This window comes from Campylobacter sp. US42a (assembly GCF_004379055.1).
GTDB lineage: Bacteria > Campylobacterota > Campylobacteria > Campylobacterales > Campylobacteraceae > Campylobacter_D > Campylobacter_D jejuni.
Window position 1 is genome coordinate 82393 of sequence record NZ_RYYK01000005.1, and the last position, 22999, is coordinate 105391.

Here is a 22999-nt window from a genome sequence, read left to right on the forward strand (position 1 = left end):
AATGGCTCTTATAGATTTAATTGAAGCTTCAAAAAAATTTGGAGACAAAATAGTTTTAAATGAAGCAAATTTTAGTGCAAACGAGGGAGAAAAGATTGCTATTATAGGCAAAAATGGAGAAGGAAAATCTACTTTTTTAAAAACGCTTTTAGGCACACTTCCTTTAGATAGCGGTAGAGTAATAAAACAAAATGGCAAAAGTATAGCCATGCTTTCACAAACCGTTGATTTTAATGCAAATTTAAGTGTAAAAGAAGCTATCAAGCAAGAGCTTGCAGAAATTTACAATGCTTTAGAAGAATATGAAATACTGCATAAAAAATTAGAAGAAGATCCTAGCAATAAAGATCATCTTAAAAAAATAGATACACTTATGACTTTGATTGATAGTAAAGATGCTTGGAATATAGAATCTAAAATAATACGCGTTTTAAAAGAATTTAGTTTGCTTGAGTATGAAAATCGCATTATATCTACTTTAAGTGGCGGAGAAATACGCCGCGTTGGACTTTGCATACTTTTGCTAAAAAATCCTGATATTTTATTGCTTGATGAACCAACTAATCATTTAGATGTATATATGACAAGCTTTTTGGAGGAATTGCTAAAAAATTCAAAGATGTGTGTGATTTTTATTTCCCATGATAGATATTTTATTGACGCTATAGCACACAAGTGTGTAGAAATAGAGCAGGGTAAACTTAGTATTTTTAAAGGCGGATATGCAAACTATTTAGAGAAAAAAACACAAATTTTACAAAGCCTTGCTAAGAGCCATGAAACTCTTTTAAAGCAATTAAAAAGCGAAGAAGAATGGCTTAGAAGAGGGGTTAAAGCAAGACTTAAAAGAAATGAAGGACGAAAAGAACGCATTTTTAAAATGCGTGAAGAAGCGAAAAAAAATCCCGGAGCAATCAAACGCTTAAAACTTGAAATTTCAAGAGCGGCTTTAAATTTTAATGGAGAAAAAACGATCAATCGTAAAAAAATGCTTTTTGAGCTTAAAAATATAAGCAAAAATATAAACAATAAAAATCTTTTTAAAGATTTTTCAACGCGTATTTTACAAGGTGAACGCATAGCTATCGTAGGAAGAAATGGTTGTGGGAAATCAACATTGTTAAAAATTCTTCTAGGACAAATCAAACAAGATAGCGGCGAAATAAAACGTGGAGAGCTTAAGATAGGATATTTTGATCAGGCTAGAAGCTTGGTAAATTCTGATAAAAGCTTGCTTGAAATTTTTTGTCCCAATGGTGGAGATAGGGTTGAAGTTCGTGGTAAAAATATGCATGTTTATGGATATTTGAAAAATTTTCTATTTCCTAAGGAATTTTTAGATAAAAGCGTGGCTCTTTTAAGTGGCGGAGAGAAAAATCGCGTTGCTTTAGCCTTGCTTTTTACTAAAGAATATGATGTTTTGATTTTAGATGAGCCAACTAATGATCTTGATATAGCTACGATTAATATATTAGAAGAATATTTACTCAGTTTTGAAGGGGCTATTTTGCTAGTATCGCACGATAGATACTTTGTTGATAAAATCGCAACAAAACTTTATGCTTTTGAGGGAAATGGATATATAAATATTTTACACACTCTTTACACTGAATATCTTGAAAATGAAAAAGAAATTGAAGAATTGGATAATTTTGCTTTAGAGCTTCAAACCCAAGAGCAAAATAATAACCAAAAAGAAAAAAGCTCTAAAAAATTAAGCTACAAAGAAAATGAGATATTAAAAAATCATCCTGAAAAAATAGATTTTTTAGAGCAAAAGATAGCTAAATTAAATCAAGATTTATCCGATCCAAATGTATATCAAGAAATAGGTATTAACAAGCTTTATCAAGAACTTGAAGTAATGCAAAAAGAACTTGAAATTCTAGAAAATGAGTATTTTTTAGTATTAGAGAAAAGCGAGAATTTATAATTAAAAAGATTTTATATTTTTTTACTCTATGGAGCGGGAAACGAGATTCGAACTCGCGACCCCAACCTTGGCAAGGTTGTGCTCTACCCCTGAGCTATTCCCGCAAAAAATAAGTGGTGCCCGAGGTCGGACTCGAACCGACACAAGGTTGCCCTTACCAGATTTTGAGTCTGGCGCGTCTACCAGTTTCACCACTCGGGCTAATTTTTAAGATTTAAAGCTAAAATTATACTTTTTTAGGCTAAAAAATACTTTAAAAATAAAAAGTATTTTCGAAAAGACGATATAAAATTATATAATTTAAATTTTTGGAACAGTTATTGCTTTTATCTATTAGCAATGTTTGAAAAGATTTTAACTTTAATACTTTAGAGGAAAAAAATGAGAATTACAAATAAACTTAACTTCACAAATAGTGTGAATAATTCTATGGGTGGTCAAAGTGCTTTATATCAGATATCTCAACAACTTGCTTCAGGTTTAAAAATTCAAAATTCATATGAAGATGCAAGCACTTATATAGATAATACGCGTCTTGAATATGAAATTAAAACATTAGAACAAGTAAAAGAATCAACTAGTAGAGCTCAAGAAATGACTCAAAATAGCATGAAAGCTTTACAAGACATGGTTAAACTTCTTGAAGATTTTAAAGTTAAAGTAACTCAAGCTGCAAGCGATAGCAATTCTCAAACCTCAAGAGAGGCTATAGCAAAAGAACTAGAACGCATAAAAGAAAGTATAGTTCAGCTTGCAAATACCAGTGTTAATGGTCAGTATCTTTTTGCAGGTTCTCAAGTTGCAAACAAACCTTTTGATTCTAATGGAAATTATTATGGAGATAAAAATAATATTAATGTAGTAACTGGAGCTGGAACTGAAAGCCCATACAATATACCAGGTTGGGATTTATTTTTTAAAGCGGATGGAGATTATAAAAAACAAATAAGCACCAATGTTAGTTTTACAGATAATCGTTGGGATCTTACTCAAAATCCTGATAAAACTAAATATCTCACAGGAGATTCTAAATGGCAACAGCTTATCGGACAAGGTTATGTAAAAGATAATAGCTTAGATGCTGACAAAGACTTCGAATATGATGATAGCAAGCTAGATTTTCCTCCAACAACTCTTTATGTTCAAGGTACTAAACCTGATGGAACAAGCTTTAAAAGTGCTGTACTTGTAAAACCTGAAGATACTTTAGAAGATGTAATGGAAAATATCGGAGCTCTTTATGGTAATACTCCAAATAATAAAGTAGTAGAAGTAAGTATGAATGATAGTGGTCAAATTCAAATTACAGATCTAAAGCAAGGTAATAATAAACTCGATTTTCACGCTGTAGCTTTCACACCACAAGCTGATGATAAAACTGAATTAAATAATATTATCAAAGCAGCACAGGATGAAGGCATTACAATGGAAGATGTTACAAACAGGGTAATGACTGCTGCACTAGGAAATCCTAATAACGGAGATATAACAAAATTAAACAGCCCTGTAACCATTCAAATCAACGGACAAGACTTTGAAATCGATTTAAAACAAACTGATTTTATCAAAAGTAAAATGACAGATACAGATGGAAATGCTACTAATGGGGCTGATTATGATAATGTATATTTTGAAAAAAATGGAAATACTGTTTATGGTAATGTTTCTCAAGTTATCAAAGGAAGCAATGCTTATGCAACTGATTCAACCAAACTTAGCGAGGTAATGGCAGGAGATAGCCTAAATGGTACTACTTTAAATTTAAAAGTCAATTCCAAAGGTGGAAATTCTTACGATGTTACTATAAATTTACAAACTTCAACTGTAAGCTATCCTGATCCTAATAATCCAGGTCAAACTATAAGTTTTCCTATAACCCATACCGATCCTGCAACTGGAAATAGTGGAGTTGTTACAGGATCAAATGATATTACTTATGGTCAAATTAATGATATTATAGGTATGTTTGCTGCAGATAAAATTCCAACCCAAAGTATAACAGCCACAAATGGAAAAGTTGATGCAAATGGTTATAATAATTTACAACAACTCATGAAAGATTCACAAGCTACTGTTGATGTAAGTATGGATTATAAAGGTCGTATTAGTGTTACTGATAAACTTTCTTCAGGCACTAATATAGAAATTTCTCTTAGTGATTCTCAAAGTGGCCACTTTCCACAACCACCATTTAGCACAACTTCTTCAGTAACAAATGGTCCAAACTTTAGTTTTAGTGCAAACAACTCTTTGGTTATTGATGAGCCAAATGTGGATATTATTAAAGATTTAGATTCAATGATTGATGCTGTTTTAAAAGGCAATATGAGAGCAGATTCTGAAAGTGAAGATCCTAGAAATACAGGTATGCAAGGAGCTTTAGAAAGGCTTGATCATTTAGCAGATCACATTAGCAAGCTTAATACAACTATGGGTGCATATCACAACACAATAGAAGATGTAAATACTCGTTCTACTTTTTTAAGCGTAAATGTACAATCTATCAAATCAAATGTTATTGATGTAGATTATGGTGAAGCAATGATGAATTTAATGCAAGTTCAACTTGCATATCAAGCTTCTCTTAAAGCTAGTACAACAATTTCCCAACTTAGCTTATTAAATTATATGTAAAATTTTTTATGGTATAATTTGGCTTTGATTTTATTTTCAAGGAAAGAATATTAAAAAAGAAGCCATTTTTACCAGCTCTACACTTGTTATTTTTTATCTTTGTCTTTGTATGCTAGCACCTAGCATGGGAGAATGGGTTTACAAGGCTAATTTATTTTTATTTGGAGAATTTGGGTATTATTATCCATTTTCTTTGCTTATATTAAATTATCTCTATTATAAAAAAAATTATAAAATAGAAAATTTTAAGCGTAGAGAGCTTTTTGGTTTTTCTTTGGCCTTTTTTTCTGCTTTGCTTTTATTTTCTGTCTTTTATAGAGGGTTTGGGTATATTTTAGAAATTGTATATGGATTTTTTTCTATAATCTTAGGGCATACAGGGAGTGGAATTTTCGCTCTTTTGCTTTTGCTATTTTCTTTGATCTTATTGTTTCCAAAATTTGCAAAAGAAATTTTAAAAATAGAATTAGATTTTACTTATTTATTAAAAGTAGAGCAAGCTTTTAAATCTTTACTTATGCGTGTATTTGGTGGAGAAAATGAGAAAGAAGATATAGGCAAATCAGAACCTATGGCGCCAAAATTAAATATTTTACAAGATAATATATACGAAAATTCACAAATAAATGAAAAAGAAAAAACCAATAACTTAGAACAGATAATTAAAGATAGCAATATCAACGCAAGTAAAAATTCAATTACCACAGCTAAGGAAAATTTTGAAAAACTAAAAAATCAAATTTTAGATGAAACCATAGAGATTGATAAACAAAGTTTAAAAGAATCAAGAAGTTTTGTTCATGAGCATTCTCAACAAGTGCGAAATTTCGCACAAAAAGCTAGTAAAATGAGCATTAGTCTTGATGAAGATTTTAATTTTATTTCAGAAGAAGAGGTAGATATGATTCCTGAACGTTTTTTAAAACCTAAAAAACTTGAAGATATAAAGCAAATAGATACAAATAAAAATTTAGATGAGCCAAGTTATAAGCGTAAAAATATTGAAATTTCAGTTTCCAAACAAGAAGTTAAACCAAAAATTTTTACAAAAGAGCTTGAACTTAGAGAGAATTTGATAAAAAAAGAAAAACTAGAACAAGAATACAAAGCCTATCAAAATGAAATTTTAGAAAATAAAGTAAAACAAGAAATTAAAAAATTAGAAGAATATGATGCAATAAATTCAAGCGATATTATAGAAGGGAGTAAATATAGTTTTAATAGCCCAAAAACAATTAAAACAGAAACAGAAGAATCAAACAAAATAAATGAAAATAAAAATCCAGATAAAGCAGACAATATCTTTGAATTTGCTCCCATTGTAGAAGAGTTAAATCATCCTTATATAGAACCTACTCCTATAAAAAATATAAATGAAATAGTTATAGAAGAAAAAAATACACTCGATTTTATTCAAAATACAGAAACTAAAATTGATGATAAAAAAACAAATGATCAAGAAATTAAACTTCAAAAAGCAGTTTTAGCCAAAGAAATTGCTATTAACCAAGCTTTATTGCGTGAAATAGAGCAGGGCGAAGTAGAAAAACCAAAAGATTTCACCTTGCCGCCATTAGATTTTTTAGCTAATCCAAAAGAGCATAGACAAGAAATCAATGAAAGTGAAATAGATAAAAAAATTTACAATCTTCTTGAAAAGTTGCGTCGTTTTAAAATAGGAGGCGATGTTATAAGCACTTACGTTGGTCCTGTGGTAACTACTTTTGAATTTCGTCCTAGTGCAGATGTAAAAGTAAGTCGTATTTTAAATTTACAAGATGATTTAACTATGGCTTTAATGGCAAAATCAATCCGTATTCAAGCTCCAATACCAGGAAAAGATGTTGTAGGCATAGAAGTCCCAAATGATGAAATTCAAACTATTTATCTAAGAGAAATTTTACAAAGCGAAGTTTTTAAAAACGCTAAAAGTCCTTTAACCATAGCCTTAGGTAAAGATATAGTAGGCAATGCTTTTGTAACCGATCTTAAAAAACTTCCGCATTTACTCATCGCAGGAACGACAGGTAGCGGTAAAAGTGTGGGGATAAATTCTATGCTTTTAAGTCTTTTATATCGCAACTCTCCAAAAACCTTGCGTTTGATGATGATAGATCCTAAGATGCTTGAATTTAGCATTTATAATGACATTCCTCATCTTTTAACTCCTGTTATCACAGATCCAAAAAAAGCAGTCAATGCGCTTTCAAATATGGTAGCTGAAATGGAAAGACGCTATCGTTTAATGGCTGATGCAAAAACCAAAAATATAGAAAATTACAATGAAAAAATGAAAGAATTAGGCGGCGAAGAACTTCCTTTTATTGTAGTAATTATTGATGAACTTGCTGATTTAATGATGACTGCAGGTAAAGATGTAGAATTTTATATAGGAAGACTTGCACAAATGGCAAGAGCAAGTGGAATTCACTTGATTGTAGCCACACAACGACCTTCTGTTGATGTTGTAACAGGACTGATCAAAGCGAATTTACCAAGTAGAATTTCTTATAAAGTAGGACAAAAAATCGACTCTAAAGTTATCCTAGATGCTATGGGTGCAGAAAGTTTACTTGGAAGAGGGGATTGCTTATTTACTCCTCCTGGAACAAGCTCTATAGTGCGTTTGCATGCGCCTTTTGCAAGCGAATTTGAAATAGAAAAAATCGTGGATTTTCTAAAAGATCAACAAAGCGTAGAATATGATGAAAGCTTTTTAAAAGATCAGCAAAGCGTGGGTGTTACAACAAATGAAAGCTTTGATGGGGAAGTAGATGAGCTTTATGAGGAAGCTAAAAGAGTAATCTTAGAAGATGGAAAAACAAGTATTTCTTATTTGCAACGCCGTTTAAAAATCGGCTATAACCGCTCTGCAAACATTATTGAACAACTTACTCAAAATGGAGTTTTAAGCGAACCTGATGCCAAAGGACAAAGGGAAATTTTATAAGATTTTCTTTTTATTTTTTTGATATAAAAACTAATTACAAAAGAAGAAATTTACAAAGATAAAAGCCCCGTAAAAAGGGCTTAAAATTATTTATCTCTAAGATTTAATTCGGTAATTAACTTACTATAAGAATTATAATCTTTTCTTTTAAGATAAGATAAAAGTCTTTTTCTTTGACCTACAAGTTTTAAAAGTCCTAATCTTGATGAAAAGTCTTTTTTGTAGATTTTTAAATGCTCTGTAAGTTCTGCAATTCTTGCAGTTAAAAGAGCTACTTGAACTTCTGTTGAACCAGTATCACCTGGTTTTTTAGCGAATTTCGCAACTATTTCTGCTTTTTTGGCCGAATCCAAAGCCATGATAGACCTCCTGATTGGTAAAATAATAAAATTAAAGAACTGTAATTTTATCTTAAAAAGCAAAAAATAAACTGAATTTATCTTTTTTAGAAGGTTTTGTCAAAATTTAAGTCTTTTTCTAAGAATTATTTATTATAATTACAGCTATTTCTGTAGTTATAATAAGGAGAATCTGTGCTATTTACCAAAGCTAGCGAATACGCTTTACTTTCTTTAATTTATATTTCTCAAAAAGAAACACCTCAAGATGTAGATTCTTTAGCTTTAGAGCTTGATATTCCTAAAAGTTTTTTAGCTAAAATTTTACAAACTTTAGCTAAAGATGGCTTGTTAAAATCCTTTAAAGGGGCAAAAGGTGGTTTTGTTTTAATCAAAGAACCAAGTCAATATACTATAAAAGAAATTGTTAATAGTGCCGAAAAAAAGGATATCAGTGTATTTGAATGCAGTGGTGGTACTTGTCCAAATAATAAAGAAGAAAATTGCACCTTAATGCCTATGTTAGTAAATTTACAAAATAAAGTAGATGAATTTTTAGATTCTATTACTTTAGAAGATATTATGAAAAATAATGGCAAAAAATAAAATAGTCGATTTAGTTTTTCCTTTCTTGGGGCCTTTAATTGCTCCTGTTTTAAAAGCTAAAAGCTTAACTATTGTTGGTTTTTTAGTTTGTATTTTAGCTATTATTATAGTTCCTTTACCAAGTCCTATTTTGGACTTTTTCTTAGCTTTAAGCATAGCTTTATCGGTATTAATTATTTTAATTTCTATTTATATACCCAAACCGACAGATTTAACAACTTTTCCAACTTTAATCTTGATTATTACTTTATTTAGACTTTCATTAAATATAGCTACTACAAGGATGATTTTAAGCGAAGGACAAAACGGTCCTGAAGCCGTGAGTGAGATTATAGCAGCATTTGGAGAATTTGTTGTTGGTGGAAATATGGTCATTGGTGTGATTGTATTTTGTATCTTAGTATTGATTAATTTCATGGTTGTAACAAAAGGTAGCACAAGGGTTTCTGAAGTACAAGCAAGATTTACACTTGATGCGATGCCAGGTAAACAAATGGCTATTGACGCGGATTTAAATGCAGGACTTATTGATGAACAAACCGCTAGAGCAAGACGTCAAGAAGTTATTGCTGAAGCAAACTTCTATGGAGCAATGGATGGTTCTTCTAAATTTATCAAAGGAGATGCTGTTGCGGGAATTATCATAACTATTATAAATATCATAGGTGGTTTTTTAATAGGATCTTTTCAGCACGATATGGCTTTAAGCGATGCTGCATCTACTTATACTATTTTAACCATAGGTGATGGACTTGTATCGCAAATTCCAGGACTTATTACTTCTACTGCAACCGCTATAATTATCACTCGTGCAAGCAAAGATGAGGAAAATTTTGCAGAAGGAACTTTAACTCAACTTTTAAGCGAATATCGCACGCTTTTAATAGTAGGTTTTGTACTTTTTATCTTTGCGTTAGTACCTGGCTTACCAACCTTATCTTTAGGTTTTATGGCTTTAGTATTTTTAAGCCTTGGCTATCTTACCAAGCAGGTTAAGGAAGGTAAAATTGATATAACTACAGTTAAAAAAAGCAAACCAAGTGCCGCAGCTGCATCTCAAAGTGGAGCAGGTGGGACAACGGCAGCGCCTGCTAAGAAAAGTGAAGAAGAAATTCTCAAAGAAGAAGAGCACAAGATTAACGACATACTCAAAGTTGAAATTTTAGAACTTGAACTTGGATACGGACTTATTAAGCTTGCTGAAAACGAACTTACAGAAAGAATTCGCTCAATGAGAAGAAGTATTGCTGAAAGTTTAGGATTTTTAATGCCAAAAATAAGAATAAGAGATAATTTAAGACTTAAACCAAATGAGTATAGTTTTAAACTCAAGGGCGTGTCTATAGCAAGTGCTGAAATTTATCCGGATAAATATTTAGCCATGGATAGTGGTTTTATCACAGAAGAGATAGAAGGGATTGCTACAAAAGAACCCGCTTTTAACTCTGATGCACTTTGGATTGATGCGAATTTAAAAGATGAAGCAACATTAAATGGCTATATAGTAATAGATCCTGCAAGTGTTATTTCAACACATATGAGCGAACTTATCAAAGCACACGCAAGCGAACTTCTCACACGCCAAGAGGTGCAAAATCTTCTTGATAAGGTTAAAAATGATTATCCAATCATCGTAGAAGGTGCTTTAGGTGTTGCACCTGTAAGTCTTATTCAAAAAATTCTCAAAGACTTGCTTAAGCATCACATACCAATTAAAGATATGCTTACTATTTTAGAATCTGTAAGCGATATAGCAGAAGTAAGCAAGAGTTTTGATATGATTATTGAACATGTAAGGGCGTCTTTAGCTAGGATGATTACAAATATGTATTTAGATGATAAAGGAAATTTGGATATTTTTATCTTAGACTCTGCTAGCTCTGCAGTTTTAATGGAAAATGTACAATTTAGAGATGGAAGTTATCACTTGCCTTTAAGTGTAGCTCAAACAGGCACTTTAGTAGATACTCTAAGGGCTGAAGTTGCCGCGGTAGCAAATGGTCGTATCAAGCCTTTTATACTTTGCGTTGAACCGCAGCTTAGAAAATTCATTGCTGATATTTGTTATAATTTTAGCATTAATATAGTAGTGTTAAGTTTTGCAGAAATTGCAGAAAATACAAATTTTAATACCGAGGGTATTATTAGGATAGAACTTTAAGGAATATAATGAAAATTTATCATCTTTCGCATACAGATCTTGATGGTTATGCTTGTCAATTTATAGTAAATTTTTATTTTAAAAATGTGAGATTTTATAATTCTAATTATGGTAAAGAAATTAATGAAAATTTTAACTCTATTATAGGCGATATAGAAAAAGATGAAAATTTCGGAAAAGCTATTATTCTAATAACAGATTTAAATTTAAATTTAAATCAATGCGAAGAATTTGAAAAAATTTGCAAAGAGAAAAATATTAAAATTTTTCTTCTTGATCATCATCAAAGTGGCGAAGAATGTGCTCAAAAATATTCTTGGTATTTACTTGATTCTAAAAGATGTGCAACTAAAATCGTTTATGATTTTTTCTCTAAAATCTGCACTCCTGTTTTAGAACTTTCAAAATTTGTTGATGTAGTTAATGCTGTTGATATTTGGCTAAGCGAGGATGAAAATTTTGAACTTGGAAAGGTTTTTTTAGGCTTGATTGCCAATGCAAAAGAAATAAATCGCGTGATGTTTAAAGAATCTCAAATCGATTATATGTTTTTCTTGCTTGATAAGGCTTGGAAATTTATAGGAAAAGAAAATGCGAATATTTTACTCGATAATGCTACTCATTTTATAAAAAAGGATTATTTTGCCAGAAAAAATGATGATACTCTTTCTAATTTAATTTCTTATTTTGTAGTTAAAAAACTAAGTGAGCTAAAAGAAAATTTCAGCATAGAATATGAAGGCCATAAAGGCATCTTAACTTCAAATATAGGCAATACTTCTGTTATTGGAAATGATTTTTTAGTAAAAAATCCTGATTATGACTTTTTTATTGATGTTAGTTCTAGAAAAACCTTAAGTTTTCGTGCAAATGGAAAAATAGATGTAAGTTTAATGGCTAAAAATTTAGTAGGTGGCGGTGGACATAAAAATGCTAGTGGTGGACTTTTTGCGACATTTAAAGATGGGGCAAATTATAATCATATTAAGGCTCAAATTATTGATTTAATTAAAAGCAAAGAACTTAAAAAGGGAAACAATGAATCAAAACAATAATAAAACCTTAAAAAATGAACTAGAAGATTTACAATATGAGCTTAGCATAGTTTTAGAAGCTATGCTTTTATACGCTGGAGTTAAAAGAGAAAAATTAGAAAATGCAATAGAAGCTTATATTGATAATATAGATAATGTGCTCGAAAATTCCAACAAAGAAGGGGTTGATGAAATTTTAGAAGTTGTGGAATTTCTAAAAAATAAATACAAAGATTTTTTTCAATGAAAAAGTGTATTTTAATTTTTTTTAGTTTATATTCTTTAAGTTTTGCCAATATTTATGAAAAATTAAATGATTTTGCTTATGAAAAAAAACCAAATAAAGATTTTAAGATTCAAGAAGTTAAATTAGTACAATTTTCACAAGAAAATAAAGATTGCCTTGAACTTTTAATAGAAGCTGGTCAAGTTAGAATTTTAAATAGCTATAATTCTTGTCAAAAATTATCCAAAGATGAAAGTTTTCAAAAATTTCTTAATGAAGATTTTTTAAAACTTTATAAAAATAATGGATACTTGATTAATGAAAATTTACAAAATTTGAAAAATACCATGCAGGATATTATGATATATTATAAACTCCGATATTCTTTTAGTAAAGACGTAAAAGATATGAGTAAAAATAAGAATTTGGATATTTTAAATATAGATGAAAAAGACGGTGGCACTTTACTTTACAAAATCAACAATCAAGCTTGCGTTGGAATAGAACTTACAAGACATGACTCAAGAATGGCTATGAAAATATACGGAATAGAAAATTTGGATAAAGAGTGTAAACTATTTATCCAATCGCCTTCTTTTAAAGATCTTTCCTACACAAAAAAAGATTTTAAGTGGTATTATTTAGAATAAATAAATGCTTTAATTTTTAAATAAAAATTTTTAAAAATCGCACTTAAAGCAAAAGTATCTTGCCTTCCAAGATTTTGAAAAACACAGTTGTCTAAGTCTTTTTTTTCTTGAATGCTTAAATTTTTCATTAACCTAACCTTTAAAAATATTGCAAGATTTTATTATAGCGAAAAAACTTTATTTTTGCTTTAAATATTTATAAGTTCTATTTTAAATATAAATGAATATTATTTTAAGGTTTAAAGCTTTTTTCTTAAAATGTAATTAGGTTTTATTGACTTTTTCTAAATAAAGTCTTATACTGAATTTAAATTACGCAAAATAAGGAGGAAAATTGATGAATAAATTTTCTATAGTTTTAACTTTGTTGTTATGTGGAAGTTGTGCTTTAGCCTTAGATCCAAATTTGGAAAAAACCAAGAGTGCAACAGGTATTGACCTGCCTACTGCTAAATGGAATTTACCTAAGGCATTAAATGAAGATGGCACTATAGATGAAACTAAGATGCCAAAAAATTCAGAATATAGCAAAATGGTTATTTTAGGAAATAAAATTCTTAATGAAACAAGCAAATATGTGGGTCCACAGGCCAAAGATCCTAAAAAAAGATTTGCAGGAAATAATCTTTCTTGTTCAAGCTGTCATGCTAATGGTGGAAGTGTGCAAAATCAATCGGGTTTTGTAGGAATTTGGGCAAGATTTCCACAATATAATGCCAGAGGAGATAAAGTAATTACCTTAGCAGATAGGATCAATGGCTGTTTTGAACGCTCTATGAATGGCAAAAGAATGCCTAGTGATGCGCCTGAAATGAAAGCCATGCTAACTTATATGCAATGGTTATCTCAAGGAGTTCCAGTAGGAGCTAAGATAGAAGGGCAGGGACTTAAGAAAATAGATTTCATCTCAAGAGCAGCTGATCCTAAAAAAGGCAAGGCAATTTATATGGATAAATGTGCCGTTTGTCATCAAGAAAATGGCTTAGGGCTTAAAAATGAGGATAGTGCAGGGGCGTATTATCTTTATCCACCACTTTGGGGTGATGATAGTTATAATACAGGAGCTGGAATGTATCGTCTTATCAAAGCTGCTTCTTATATTAAAGAAAATATGCCTCAAGGTGCGTCTGACTTAAGTCTTGAAGATGCTTATGATGTAGCAGCTTACATGAATTCACAAGCTCGCCCTATTAAAGCAAATAGAGATAAAGACTTTCCAGATAGAAAAGTTAAGCCTTTAGATATGGATGTAGGACCTTATGATGATAGCTTTTCTACAACCCAACATCGCTATGGACCTTATACAAATATGATCAAAAAATAATTTTAAGGCAATTTTTATTGCCTTAAAAATTTATTATTTCATATTGCTTAATTTTTTAACTAGATCTTCTAAATCTTGCATTGAATTGATTGCACTTGGGTTAATTTGATATTTTCCATTAACAACAAAAGCAGGGGTGCCATAGGTTTTAGCTATATCATTAGCTCTTTGAAACTCGCTTAAAATTTCTTTAGCTTTTGGGGTATTTAAAAAATTTAATACTTCATTTTTATTTACATTCATAGCCTTTAAACCTATGTCGTAAAATTCATCTAAATTTGAAAAATTTCTTTGCTTGTTTAAAAAATAAGAAACAAAATAAACATCAGCAAGTTTATGAGATAAACTATCAGAATAACTCGCATCTTTACCATTTTGCTCATCTTTGTATTGAGCAAAGGCAAAAAGCTCATTCATTTCTTTGGAAAATTCCCCATTCATTAAACTTACAGGATAGAGTTTAAAATGTAAATTTGGAAAAGCTTCTCTCAGTTTTTCAAGAGTTCCAAATTTATGATGATTATAACAATGTATACATTTATAAGAAAATGCTTCTATTACACTATTTTCAGAGTTGGGTAAACTTGGATTAAGGGTAATAAAACTATTATTTGCTAATGCAAAACTTGAACAAAATACAAGCGTTAAAACAAATTTGCAAAAAAATTTACGCATATTATATCCTTGGTTAAATAAAATTTTCAAAGATAATTTTATTTAAAAAAATAAATAAGCCCAAATTTATTTTTGGGCTTATTGTTATTTTTTAGGATTGAATGCTTGATCAACACTAAAAGGCATTGCTTGATAACCCGTGCCTGAACCGCTAAATTGAATTTGAACCGAAGGCTCCTTAGCACCCCAGTTAAATTCATCAATTTCAGGTTTTGGTTCCCCAAGACTTACACCTTTGCTAAGATCAAAAGCCATTCCAGCTGTTGCGCTATAAACCATAATAGAATCTTTATCTGGTTCATATTGAGTTAGAGAAGTTACAGGAGAAAACCATTCATTTCCACGATTTTTACCATATTCCCAAATTTGTTCCACAGTTTTATTTTGCTGATCGATTTTATAAATTACAGCACGAGAATATTTTTGACTTGCAAACGCAGGTTGTTCAGCTCCTCTTGCATCACCATTATCAAAAACACTTATATAAATATAACGCTTGTTTGATTTACTATCAATTCTCCAGCCTGTATGTTGCGTCCAAGTGAAATCAAATCCACCATTGTCATTTTCATAACCTGGGCATTTGCTATAATCATCATCACAAACAATTTTTTTGCCATTTTTATCTACAGGTTGCAATAAATATTTTTGAAATTCTTTATTCCACCCTTTATGTGCCCCTAAAATCCATTTTATTTTTTTATCACGACCAATTTTAACAACAGCACTTTGATGGCGACTAGAAATAATAATACTGTCATCACTTGGATCATAATCAACGCTATTTACATGAGCCCAATTCCTACCTATACCTGTACCTGCTATATCTCCAAATTTGTCGCTTTCATCCATTTTGGCAAGCTCTTCATCGCTTAAAGTTTTACCCGCTTTGCTTGCATCTATATTTAAACACACTGCACCTTGATCTAAAGCTTTGATAATGGTACTTCTATAAGGATCTAAAATCTCATACAATCTCCAATCATCAACAACATTACCATTCTCATCTACTTCTACAATAGTATCACGCACTGTGCGTACATGCTTACCATCTGGACGCAAAGTATTTGCTGAAGCTACTCTTAATAAATAATGCCCATTTTGCATATTGTCCATAGCATGAGAAAAATCTATATAGGTAGCAGGTAATTTGCGATTGAAAATTTCTCTTCCTAAGATATCGTATTTTACATATCTTTGACCAAATCCCCAAGTTAAAGCTCCATCTTTGTTTTGATGAAAACCCATCATAATTCCACGATTGTAAATATTATCCCAGTTCATTAATTTATCGTTATCAAAATACCATCTGATTTCACCCTTGGTATCTATGATAAAGACATTTGAATTTTCATCCCATTCCATAGCACCACCTACAGGATTATTCCATACAGATTGTGAGCCTTTGCCAGATTGTTTTCCAGGAGCATTATTTACTAAATATAACCTGTCTGAAAATTTTGGATTCATTTTTAATACTTTCACATTTTCAAAAGGAGTTCCTCTTTGATCAGTACTTCCACTTGGTTCTATGCTAACCCCTGGAGTTGTAATTTTATAAATCTCATCAATGACTTTTTGACTTTTACCATTTGCAGTTTTAGTATAGCTTACCTTTACTGTATTTAAATAAGAAGGATAAAGTCCAAAAATAGGAATTCCACCATAAGTCTTAGCCATTTTAGAATTCACATTATAAGAAATAGTTTGACCATTTGGTTTAGGAACAATGGTTACTTTTATATCACTTAAGACATAACCATTGTCCATAATAATAGCGGTCAAAGGAGACAATCCATAAGGATTCATTTTAATCGCGCCTATTTGTCCTTGAATTTGCCAATCTATTTTCGCTCCACTAGGACCACCCATGGCCATTAAAGCATTAGGTGCAAGTAGGGTAGAACCCGCCAAAAGTGCCATGCAAAGAGTTTTGCTAAGTCTCATGATCAATCCTTTAAAATTATTTAAGCCATCCTAAGATAGCTTAATAAAATTTTAATAATACACAACAAAAATAATTTGTTGCGTATTTTAAGAGTATCTTAAAACGACTTGATTTAAATGATTTAAACTAGCTATATTTTGATTTGGATTTTTTGGTTCGCCTATAAATTTAAGCACCAAAACCAAAATAACAATCGCCAATGCAAAAATTTTAGCATTAGGTTTATTTTTATCCAAAACATAGGCTATAAACATTGCAAAAAGCACAATAAAACAACATAAAAATGCTATAAGACAGCAAATTGCCATATTCATAAACTTTAAACCAGGAATCAAATACCAACCATTGCTATAAAGCCCATTTTCAAAATCAGGTGGAGTTCCTATAAAAAATTTTTGAAAAGCATTGAGATGATTATAAGCATTTTCTGGAACTACAGGGGTATCCATCCCACATTCTCCTGTTGGCAAAAACCAACTAGGAGCCCACTCATGCAAAGGTAAATTAAATGGATAAATAGGAATTTCACGACATCCGTCTACACCTGCAAAAGGATTTTCAGAATGAACCACTTCATGAATATGATTTAAAGTTATACAATGCTCCAAGCCAAGCCAAATTCCATAAAAAGCTAAGCCATAAGAAAAAATTTTTATAATATTATTTTTAGGGTTGATTAATGCAATCATACCACCTATAGCCATAACAAGCATATCAAATCTTATATACACACATTGTTCGCAAGGTTCCATAAAAAGATATTCTTGAAATAAAAAATGTGCTATACAAGTAAGCCCTATAGTAACTATAATCAAAATTAACCAAGGTTTGCGCGTATCTTGCCATTTAGAAAGTGAAAAATTTCTGCAATTATCTTTCATTTTTATACAACTCATTTTTGCTTGCTAAGTTCTTTAATAATTTCAATCAAAGCCTCTGGAGAGTTGATTGCACTTGGAACGATTTGATATTTTCCATTAACAACAAAAGCAGGGGTGCCATAATTTTGCGAAATAGGATTGGCAATTTCATAACTTTTTAAAAGCTCTGCAGCCTCTGGAGTTTTTAAGAAATTTTCCAAATCAGCCTTACTCACATTCATTGCTTTTAAACCGACACTATAAAAAGCTTCAGGATTTTTACCATTTTCCCATCTTTGTTTTTTCTTAAAATATGCATTAAAATAAGCTTTAGCGACTTTATGAGTTAAGCTATTTTTATCCGTAGGATCAATTTGATTTACACCATCCTTAAATGCCGCAAAAGCAAAAATTTCATTAGCTTGCTTTCCATAATCTCCCATAGAACTTACAGGATAAAATTTATAAGTTAAATTAGGTAATTTTTCTTTAACTTTACCCATGGTATTAAATTTGTGATGATCATAACAATGAGTACAGCGATAAGAAAAAATTTCAATCAATGAATTATCAGCATTAGCAATAGAATTTTTAAGAATTATATATTCTTTACCTTCACTTAATGCACTAGCACTTATACCTGCTAAAAAAGCACATACAACAATAGATCTTGCTAATTTTACTGGAAATTTCATTACCTTCTCCTTGAAATTTGGTTTTGATAAAACTTTTTATTAAGTTTTTATGTAATAACCATTATAAAACTATTAAAATAAAAATATTCTTAAAAATTTTATAACTAAGAATATTTACTTTAACTAAAAATCAAGAATAGAGGATTAAAAAATTTAATGCACAAGTTATCATTTTTATGTATATTTTGATAATAATATAAAATAATTTAATTTTTAAATATTCTTTATAGTTTTCAATAAAAGTAAAATATAATTTTATTTACAAAATAAAATTATCAATTTTTTACATTATATTTTATGGATAAGTTTATTTCACTCAAAAGGTAAAATCATAAAAGCATGTAAAAATAGTAGCTTAATCTATATCAAAGTAGAATAATCTAGGTGTATATAAAAAAGTTTGAAAATTACAGTTTTCAATACAAAATTATAAATTTTACATATTTTTACCTTTTATCATATCTTTTTATGATTGATATAAGATTTATTTAATAAAAATATTTCAATCTTTTTGCCTTGCATATAAAAACAAACTTTTTCCTAAAAAAGCTTTTTTTTACTAAGTTAATACTAAAATACCTTTTATAGTTAAAAAGCTAAAAATTTTAGATTTAGGAAAAGTTTTTATGAAATACCCTTTAGATTGTGAAGAAAATTTTGAAAAATCATTCTTATTTTGGCTGGCAAAATATGTAAAATTTAAACTCAATTCGCTATCTAACAAAGAGCTAAAAAATCCACAAGCTTTAGCAGAAGTTAATTTTGCTCTTACAAAAGGTGTAAAAAATATCGAAGAACTTGACGCTCTAGCAAAAAAAGCAAGAAATGCTGGTTTAAGTGGAGTTAATACTTATTTTAATCCTTTAAAAAAAGTATTTGAATATTTAAATTTTTACAAGCTTTACTCTTTAAAACAGATTGATGAAGAACTTATTGTGGAAGTTTTAGCAAGTATAACAGGTGCTTTATCAGATGCAAGTAAAAAAAATTACCGTATTGCTGTGATTAATTTTTTTGATTTTTTAGACAAGCAAAATGAAGAAGATGAAAAAGCGCATATTTTCGATATCAATCTTAAAAACTGGGCAGGTATAGCGGGTTCTAAAGGGGTAAAATTACCTGAATTTATGAGTGAAGAAGAACTTAAAAAATTTCTTGATGCTATTGAAAATGCAGATTTTAGAAACAATACTATACGCAATAAACTTATTATTAAAATCATCATTTTTACAGGCATACGGGTAAGCGAAGCTATCAATATCAAAATGGGTGATATTAGCGAAGAAAACGATCTTTATATCATAAGAATAAGAGCTAAAGGCAATAAATATCGTGTTGTAATGATAAAAAAAGAACTTATTTACGATTTGCTTAAAAATGTAAGTATTAATTATATGAGTAAAGACGCCCTACTTTTTGTCAATAAAAAAGGCACTCCACTGACTCAATCTTATGTCAGTCGCATAGTAGAACAGCTTTTATTTCGTGCAGGAATTCGCAAGCAAAAAAATGGTGCTCACATGTTGCGTCATACTTTTGCCACCCTACTTTATAAAAAGCAAAAAGATTTAGTTTTAGTTCAAGAAGCTTTAGGGCACGCGAGTTTAAATACTTCAAGAATTTATACTCATTTTGATAATGATAAATTAAAACTTGCCGCACAGGTTGCAAAGGAATTAAGTGACTCTTGAAAACTATGCTGTTTTTGGTGGATATTTTTACCATGATTTAAAACACATTTTAAAAGCCTTTAACCATAAAGAAAGTAAAAAGTGCTTTAAATTTATAGAAAAATATAAAAATGATTTTTATATTTTAATGCTTGCTGATTATGAGCTATATAGATATTTTCAAGATAAAAATTTCACAAGCAAAAAAGCTTATTTGTCCGTATTTGCTTTTAAAAAAAGAAAAAAATTTCAAAAAGAAGATATTGATGAAGAAAAATTTATTCCTGAATTTATAAATTTTTTAAATCAAGATAATTACAAAGAAAATTTCATCAAGGTTAAAGAGGCAATCTCCAAAGGAAGAGTTTATCAAATCAACCTCACTCAAAATTTTAAATTTCATAGCAAAATGGATTCTTTTAAACTTTTTAAACTTTTGCTTTCTAGACAAGATACTGAATTTAAAGCTTTTATAAAAGATGAAACAAGAGAAATTTTATCCTTCTCTCCTGAACTTTTTTTCAAGACCAAAAAAAGAAAAATATTTACAAAACCTATGAAAGGCACAATTAAGCGTGATAAAGATCCTATAAAAGATGAAGAAAATAAAATTTTCTTGCAAAATGATACAAAAAATCTAAGTGAAAATATTATGATTTGCGATCTTTTACGCAACGATCTTTCAAAAATCATCACAAAAAAAAGCTTAAAAACCAAACTTTTTGAAATTCAAAGTCACCCTACTTTACATCAAATGACTTCAAGCGTACAAGGAAAACTTAAAAAAAATATTTCTTTATATCAAATTTTTAAAGCTCTCTTTCCTTGTGGTTCTATTACAGGTGCTCCAAAGCTTGAAAGCATTAAATTTATTGAAGAATTAGAACAAAGAGATCGTGGTATTTACTGCGGAACTATAGGTTTAATACACAAAAATAAAAATAAATTTAGCGTAGCCATACGCACCTTAGAAAAACAAGATGAAATTTATACTTATAGCACCGGTAGTGGCTTGGTTTGGGACTCAAAATTCAAAGATGAATTTGAAGAATTAAAACTTAAAAGCGCGATCTTAAATCCTTGTGATTTTCATCTTTTTGAAACCATGTATTTTAAAAATTCTCAAATTTTATTTTTAAAAGAACATTTATTAAGGCTTATAAATTCAGCTCTTAAATTTAATTTTAATACTCACAAGCTCTTTAAAGATTTTTATAATATTTTAAATCAAAAAAGTTCTTATAAAGAATATCAAAATTTTACACTTTTTAAACTCGATGAAAAAATTTTCCACAAAAAACACTCTTTATTTTATAATTTTCCCCTACCCTTTAAAAATCCACACAAAGAAGGAATTTTAAAGCTTATTTTATACAAAGACGGAAGATACGCATTTCAACAAAGTGCCTTAAAACAAAATTCAAACGATATTCTGCTTTTAAGTGATGATAAAATTAATTCAAAAAGTGACAATCTCTATCACAAAAGCTCGTTGCGTACTTTTTATAATCAACACTCATACAAATGGCAACAAAACTTGTGTTATGACATAGCTTTTTTTAACGAAAAAGATGAACTTTGCGAAGGCTCAAGAACCAATCTCATCTTAGAAAAAAACACTCAATTTTATACTCCACAAATTCAAAGCGGTATGTTAAATGGCGTATATAGAAATTTTTTAATCAATCTTGGTTTGATAAAAGAAAAAGCATTATTTAAACAAGATTTATTTGAAGCAGAAAATATTTATTGCATTAATTCCGTGCGTGGTTTAAAAAAGGTAAAATTACAATGAAGAAAATTTTATTTATAGATAATTATGATTCTTTTAGTTATACCATCATCTATTATCTTAAAGAACTTGGTTTTGAATGTAAAGTGATAAAAAATGATGCCTTTAAAAAAGCTAAAGAATTAGAAAAATTTGATTTCACTCATCTTATCATCTCTCCTGGCCCTCATTCTCCTAAGGAATCTAAATTAAGCTTAAAAGCAATCAAATATTTTAAAAAAAATAAAAAAATTTTAGGTATATGTTTAGGACATCAGTGTATAGCTGAAATTTTTGGCGGTAGGGTTTCTAAAATGCAAAATCCCATGCATGGCAAAATTTCTAAACTTTATTTTAAAAAAGATCCTATTTTTAAGGGTATTAAAAAAGAAATTGAAATTTGCTTATATCATTCTTTACACATCAGTTCTATGCCTAAAAAATGCAAAATTTTAGCTCATAATTCAGAAAATATCATTATGGCAATTAAACATAAAAAATACTCTATTTATGGATTGCAATTTCACCCCGAAGCGGTTTTAACTCAAAAAGGCAAAAAAATACTTAAAAACTTTATGAAACTTTAGTCTTTTTTGCATTTAAAATAACACTCAATATAATCAAAACAAAAGCAAAAATATCAAGCAAGCTATAACGGGTTTTTAAAAATAAAAAACTCATTAAAGCAGCTGCTACAGGCTCTATGGAAGCAATCATACTAGCTCTTAGAGCGCCTATATATTCCACTCCTTTTAAATACAAACAAAAAGCCCCTATAGTTCCGATAAAGACAATCCCGCCCATAGAAAAAAATGCTTTTAAGTTAAAAGCATAGTGAATTAAACCCTTATCAAATTGCAAGATTAATAAAAATACAAAAGAAGCAAAAAGACTCGCCCAACCCATTATCCAAAAAAGACCATATTTTAATATCACTTCTCTAGCACTTAAAGAATAAAAAGCAACTCCAAAAGCTCCTATAATAGCCCAAAAAATACCCCAATAATTTAAAATCACCGCTTCAATATCTCCTTTAGTTGCAAGCAAAAACAAAGCAAAAATAATCAAAATCAAAGCCAAAATTTCTATCAATTTAGGAAATTTTTTATTTTTAAAGCACAAATAAAGCATTATAATCAAAGGTGCACAATATTGTATCATAGTTGCAGTTCCAGCATCGGTATAATAAATAGCCTTAAAATAACCAAATTGTGTTAGCAAAAGCCCAAAAAATCCAAACATACAAATACTTAAGCTTTCTTTTAAATTTGCAAAAACGAAAATTTTTTGAGTTTTAAAACTTAAAAAAATTAAAATTAACCCTGTAGATAAAAGCCTATAAAAACAAACCCAATCTACGCTATAATTATTTTTAAAAAGGTATTCAGCTAAAACACCGCTAATAGCCCAAAAAATACCTCCCAAAAGAACTAAAAATACGCCCATTGCAAACCTTAATAAAAATTATTTTAAATTATAGTATATTTTTTTAAAATAATGTCGATTTAGTGTAATATATATTAT

The 22999-nt window shown here is 29.6% G+C and carries 18 protein-coding genes, 2 tRNA genes and 1 pseudogene; 12 read left to right on the plus strand and 9 right to left on the minus strand.

Features of this window, described 5'->3' with window-relative positions:
• The first annotated feature begins 1 nt into the window (after nt 1).
• Nucleotides 2-1933 (plus strand): ribosomal protection-like ABC-F family protein, encoded by a 1932-nt coding sequence (gene abc-f, locus ELQ10_RS06020; protein ID WP_134250324.1) that lies wholly within the window; start codon nt 2-4, stop codon nt 1931-1933.
• A 29-nt stretch (nt 1934-1962) separates the two neighbouring features.
• Here the strand turns inward: abc-f and ELQ10_RS06025 are convergent.
• Together ELQ10_RS06025 and ELQ10_RS06030 are read right to left on the minus strand one after the other, a co-directional pair.
• Nucleotides 1963-2037 (minus strand) — tRNA-Gly (locus tag ELQ10_RS06025).
• A gap of 10 nt (nt 2038-2047) precedes the next feature.
• Nucleotides 2048-2134: transfer RNA gene (locus tag ELQ10_RS06030), tRNA-Leu, on the minus strand.
• Between the two features lie 180 nt (nt 2135-2314).
• Here ELQ10_RS06030 and flgL point away from each other — a divergent pair.
• Both flgL and ELQ10_RS06040 read left to right on the plus strand, forming a co-directional pair.
• Nucleotides 2315-4567 carry a flagellar hook-associated protein FlgL gene (flgL, locus tag ELQ10_RS06035; RefSeq protein ID WP_070304808.1) on the plus strand — a complete coding sequence of 751 codons (2253 nt, stop codon included), beginning with the start codon at nt 2315-2317 and terminating at the stop codon, nt 4565-4567.
• A 109-nt stretch (nt 4568-4676) separates the two neighbouring features.
• The gene (locus ELQ10_RS06040) at nt 4677-7517 is read left to right on the plus strand and encodes a DNA translocase FtsK (protein ID WP_134250325.1); all 2841 of its coding nucleotides are present in this window, start codon (nt 4677-4679) and stop codon (nt 7515-7517) included.
• An 86-nt stretch (nt 7518-7603) separates the two neighbouring features.
• Here the strand turns inward: ELQ10_RS06040 and rpsO are convergent, their stop codons facing one another.
• Complete coding sequence (gene rpsO / locus ELQ10_RS06045) at nt 7604-7876, minus strand: 30S ribosomal protein S15 (protein WP_002852579.1); 273 nt, start codon at nt 7874-7876, stop codon at nt 7604-7606.
• Between the two features lie 174 nt (nt 7877-8050).
• Here rpsO and ELQ10_RS06050 point away from each other — a divergent pair, with 174 nt between their 5' ends.
• Genes ELQ10_RS06050 through ELQ10_RS06070 form a run of 5 tightly spaced genes read left to right on the plus strand, consistent with a single transcriptional unit; the run spans nt 8051 to nt 12532 of the window.
• Nucleotides 8051-8461 (plus strand): RrF2 family transcriptional regulator, encoded by a 411-nt coding sequence (locus ELQ10_RS06050; protein ID WP_002852609.1) that lies wholly within the window; start codon nt 8051-8053, stop codon nt 8459-8461.
• Entirely contained in the window at nt 8448-10622 is a 2175-nt protein-coding gene (flhA, locus tag ELQ10_RS06055; protein ID WP_002852599.1) for a flagellar biosynthesis protein FlhA, read from the plus strand. The genes ELQ10_RS06050 and flhA overlap by 14 nt, the downstream gene beginning before the upstream one ends.
• An 8-nt stretch (nt 10623-10630) precedes the next feature.
• Entirely contained in the window at nt 10631-11677 is a 1047-nt protein-coding gene (locus ELQ10_RS06060) for a DHH family phosphoesterase (RefSeq protein ID WP_134250326.1), read from the plus strand.
• A complete protein-coding gene (locus ELQ10_RS06065) occupies nt 11661-11903 on the plus strand; it encodes a hypothetical protein (protein WP_002852415.1) in 243 nt (80 codons plus the stop codon). The genes ELQ10_RS06060 and ELQ10_RS06065 overlap by 17 nt, the downstream gene beginning before the upstream one ends.
• The gene (locus ELQ10_RS06070; protein ID WP_002856997.1) at nt 11900-12532 is read left to right on the plus strand and encodes a hypothetical protein; all 633 of its coding nucleotides are present in this window, start codon (nt 11900-11902) and stop codon (nt 12530-12532) included. The genes ELQ10_RS06065 and ELQ10_RS06070 overlap by 4 nt, the downstream gene beginning before the upstream one ends.
• Here the strand turns inward: ELQ10_RS06070 and ELQ10_RS08560 are convergent.
• Nucleotides 12510-12660, minus strand: a pseudogene (locus tag ELQ10_RS08560) (hypothetical protein). The gene ELQ10_RS06070 and the pseudogene ELQ10_RS08560 overlap by 23 nt on opposite strands.
• A 209-nt stretch (nt 12661-12869) precedes the next feature.
• Here ELQ10_RS08560 and ELQ10_RS06080 point away from each other — a divergent pair.
• Nucleotides 12870-13856, plus strand: coding sequence for a c-type cytochrome (locus tag ELQ10_RS06080; protein WP_134250327.1), 987 nt, complete (start codon nt 12870-12872; stop codon nt 13854-13856).
• Nucleotides 13857-13889: 33 nt separating this feature from the next.
• Here ELQ10_RS06080 and ELQ10_RS06085 read toward each other — a convergent pair whose 3' ends face one another.
• The 4 genes from ELQ10_RS06085 to ELQ10_RS06100 all read right to left on the minus strand — a co-directional run bounded on the left by ELQ10_RS06085 (nt 13890) and on the right by ELQ10_RS06100 (nt 18034).
• Entirely contained in the window at nt 13890-14531 is a 642-nt protein-coding gene (locus ELQ10_RS06085; RefSeq protein WP_002865931.1) for a thiol:disulfide interchange protein DsbA/DsbL, read from the minus strand.
• Nucleotides 14532-14615: 84 nt separating this feature from the next.
• Nucleotides 14616-16478 carry an aryl-sulfate sulfotransferase gene (locus ELQ10_RS06090; protein WP_134250328.1) on the minus strand — a complete coding sequence of 621 codons (1863 nt, stop codon included), beginning with the start codon at nt 16476-16478 and terminating at the stop codon, nt 14616-14618.
• A gap of 87 nt (nt 16479-16565) precedes the next feature.
• Nucleotides 16566-17375 carry a protein-disulfide oxidoreductase DsbI gene (gene dsbI, locus ELQ10_RS06095; protein ID WP_134250329.1) on the minus strand — a complete coding sequence of 270 codons (810 nt, stop codon included), beginning with the start codon at nt 17373-17375 and terminating at the stop codon, nt 16566-16568.
• Entirely contained in the window at nt 17372-18034 is a 663-nt protein-coding gene (locus tag ELQ10_RS06100) for a thiol:disulfide interchange protein DsbA/DsbL (RefSeq protein WP_134250330.1), read from the minus strand. Before ELQ10_RS06100 ends, dsbI begins: the two co-directional genes overlap by 4 nt.
• 626 nt (nt 18035-18660) lie before the next feature.
• Between ELQ10_RS06100 and ELQ10_RS06105 the strand changes: the two genes are divergently transcribed.
• The 3 genes from ELQ10_RS06105 to ELQ10_RS06115 are packed head-to-tail and all read left to right on the plus strand — an operon-like array spanning nt 18661 to nt 22062.
• Complete coding sequence (locus tag ELQ10_RS06105; protein ID WP_134250331.1) at nt 18661-19725, plus strand: tyrosine-type recombinase/integrase; 1065 nt, start codon at nt 18661-18663, stop codon at nt 19723-19725.
• On the plus strand, nt 19715-21499 hold the full coding sequence (locus ELQ10_RS06110; RefSeq protein ID WP_134250332.1) for a bifunctional anthranilate synthase component I family protein/aminotransferase class IV: 1785 nt from the start codon (nt 19715-19717) through the stop codon (nt 21497-21499). The genes ELQ10_RS06105 and ELQ10_RS06110 overlap by 11 nt, the downstream gene beginning before the upstream one ends.
• Nucleotides 21496-22062 carry an aminodeoxychorismate/anthranilate synthase component II gene (locus ELQ10_RS06115; protein ID WP_134250333.1) on the plus strand — a complete coding sequence of 189 codons (567 nt, stop codon included), beginning with the start codon at nt 21496-21498 and terminating at the stop codon, nt 22060-22062. The genes ELQ10_RS06110 and ELQ10_RS06115 overlap by 4 nt, the downstream gene beginning before the upstream one ends.
• Here ELQ10_RS06115 and ELQ10_RS06120 read toward each other — a convergent pair.
• The gene (locus ELQ10_RS06120; RefSeq protein ID WP_134250334.1) at nt 22049-22921 is read right to left on the minus strand and encodes a DMT family transporter; all 873 of its coding nucleotides are present in this window, start codon (nt 22919-22921) and stop codon (nt 22049-22051) included. The two genes, ELQ10_RS06115 and ELQ10_RS06120, sit on opposite strands and share 14 nt — an antisense overlap.
• Between the last annotated feature and the right edge of the window lie 78 nt (nt 22922-22999).

Excerpts from the sequence above, each read along its gene's own strand:
- abc-f (WP_134250324.1), top strand. The coding sequence starts at position 2 with ATGGCTCTTATAGATTTAATTGAAGCTTCAAAAAAATTTGGAGACAAA.
- flgL (WP_070304808.1), top strand. The coding sequence starts at position 2,315 with ATGAGAATTACAAATAAACTTAACTTCACAAATAGTGTGAATAATTCT.
- ELQ10_RS06040 (WP_134250325.1), top strand. The coding sequence starts at position 4,677 with ATGCTAGCACCTAGCATGGGAGAATGGGTTTACAAGGCTAATTTATTT.
- rpsO (WP_002852579.1), bottom strand. The coding sequence starts at position 7,876 with ATGGCTTTGGATTCGGCCAAAAAAGCAGAAATAGTTGCGAAATTCGCT.
- flhA (WP_002852599.1), top strand. The coding sequence starts at position 8,448 with ATGGCAAAAAATAAAATAGTCGATTTAGTTTTTCCTTTCTTGGGGCCT.
- ELQ10_RS06060 (WP_134250326.1), top strand. The coding sequence starts at position 10,631 with ATGAAAATTTATCATCTTTCGCATACAGATCTTGATGGTTATGCTTGT.
- ELQ10_RS06065 (WP_002852415.1), top strand. The coding sequence starts at position 11,661 with ATGAATCAAAACAATAATAAAACCTTAAAAAATGAACTAGAAGATTTA.
- ELQ10_RS06070 (WP_002856997.1), top strand. The coding sequence starts at position 11,900 with ATGAAAAAGTGTATTTTAATTTTTTTTAGTTTATATTCTTTAAGTTTT.
- ELQ10_RS06080 (WP_134250327.1), top strand. The coding sequence starts at position 12,870 with ATGAATAAATTTTCTATAGTTTTAACTTTGTTGTTATGTGGAAGTTGT.
- ELQ10_RS06085 (WP_002865931.1), bottom strand. The coding sequence starts at position 14,531 with ATGCGTAAATTTTTTTGCAAATTTGTTTTAACGCTTGTATTTTGTTCA.
- ELQ10_RS06090 (WP_134250328.1), bottom strand. The coding sequence starts at position 16,478 with ATGAGACTTAGCAAAACTCTTTGCATGGCACTTTTGGCGGGTTCTACC.
- dsbI (WP_134250329.1), bottom strand. The coding sequence starts at position 17,375 with ATGAGTTGTATAAAAATGAAAGATAATTGCAGAAATTTTTCACTTTCT.
- ELQ10_RS06100 (WP_134250330.1), bottom strand. The coding sequence starts at position 18,034 with ATGAAATTTCCAGTAAAATTAGCAAGATCTATTGTTGTATGTGCTTTT.
- ELQ10_RS06105 (WP_134250331.1), top strand. The coding sequence starts at position 18,661 with ATGAAATACCCTTTAGATTGTGAAGAAAATTTTGAAAAATCATTCTTA.
- ELQ10_RS06115 (WP_134250333.1), top strand. The coding sequence starts at position 21,496 with ATGAAGAAAATTTTATTTATAGATAATTATGATTCTTTTAGTTATACC.
- ELQ10_RS06120 (WP_134250334.1), bottom strand. The coding sequence starts at position 22,921 with ATGGGCGTATTTTTAGTTCTTTTGGGAGGTATTTTTTGGGCTATTAGC.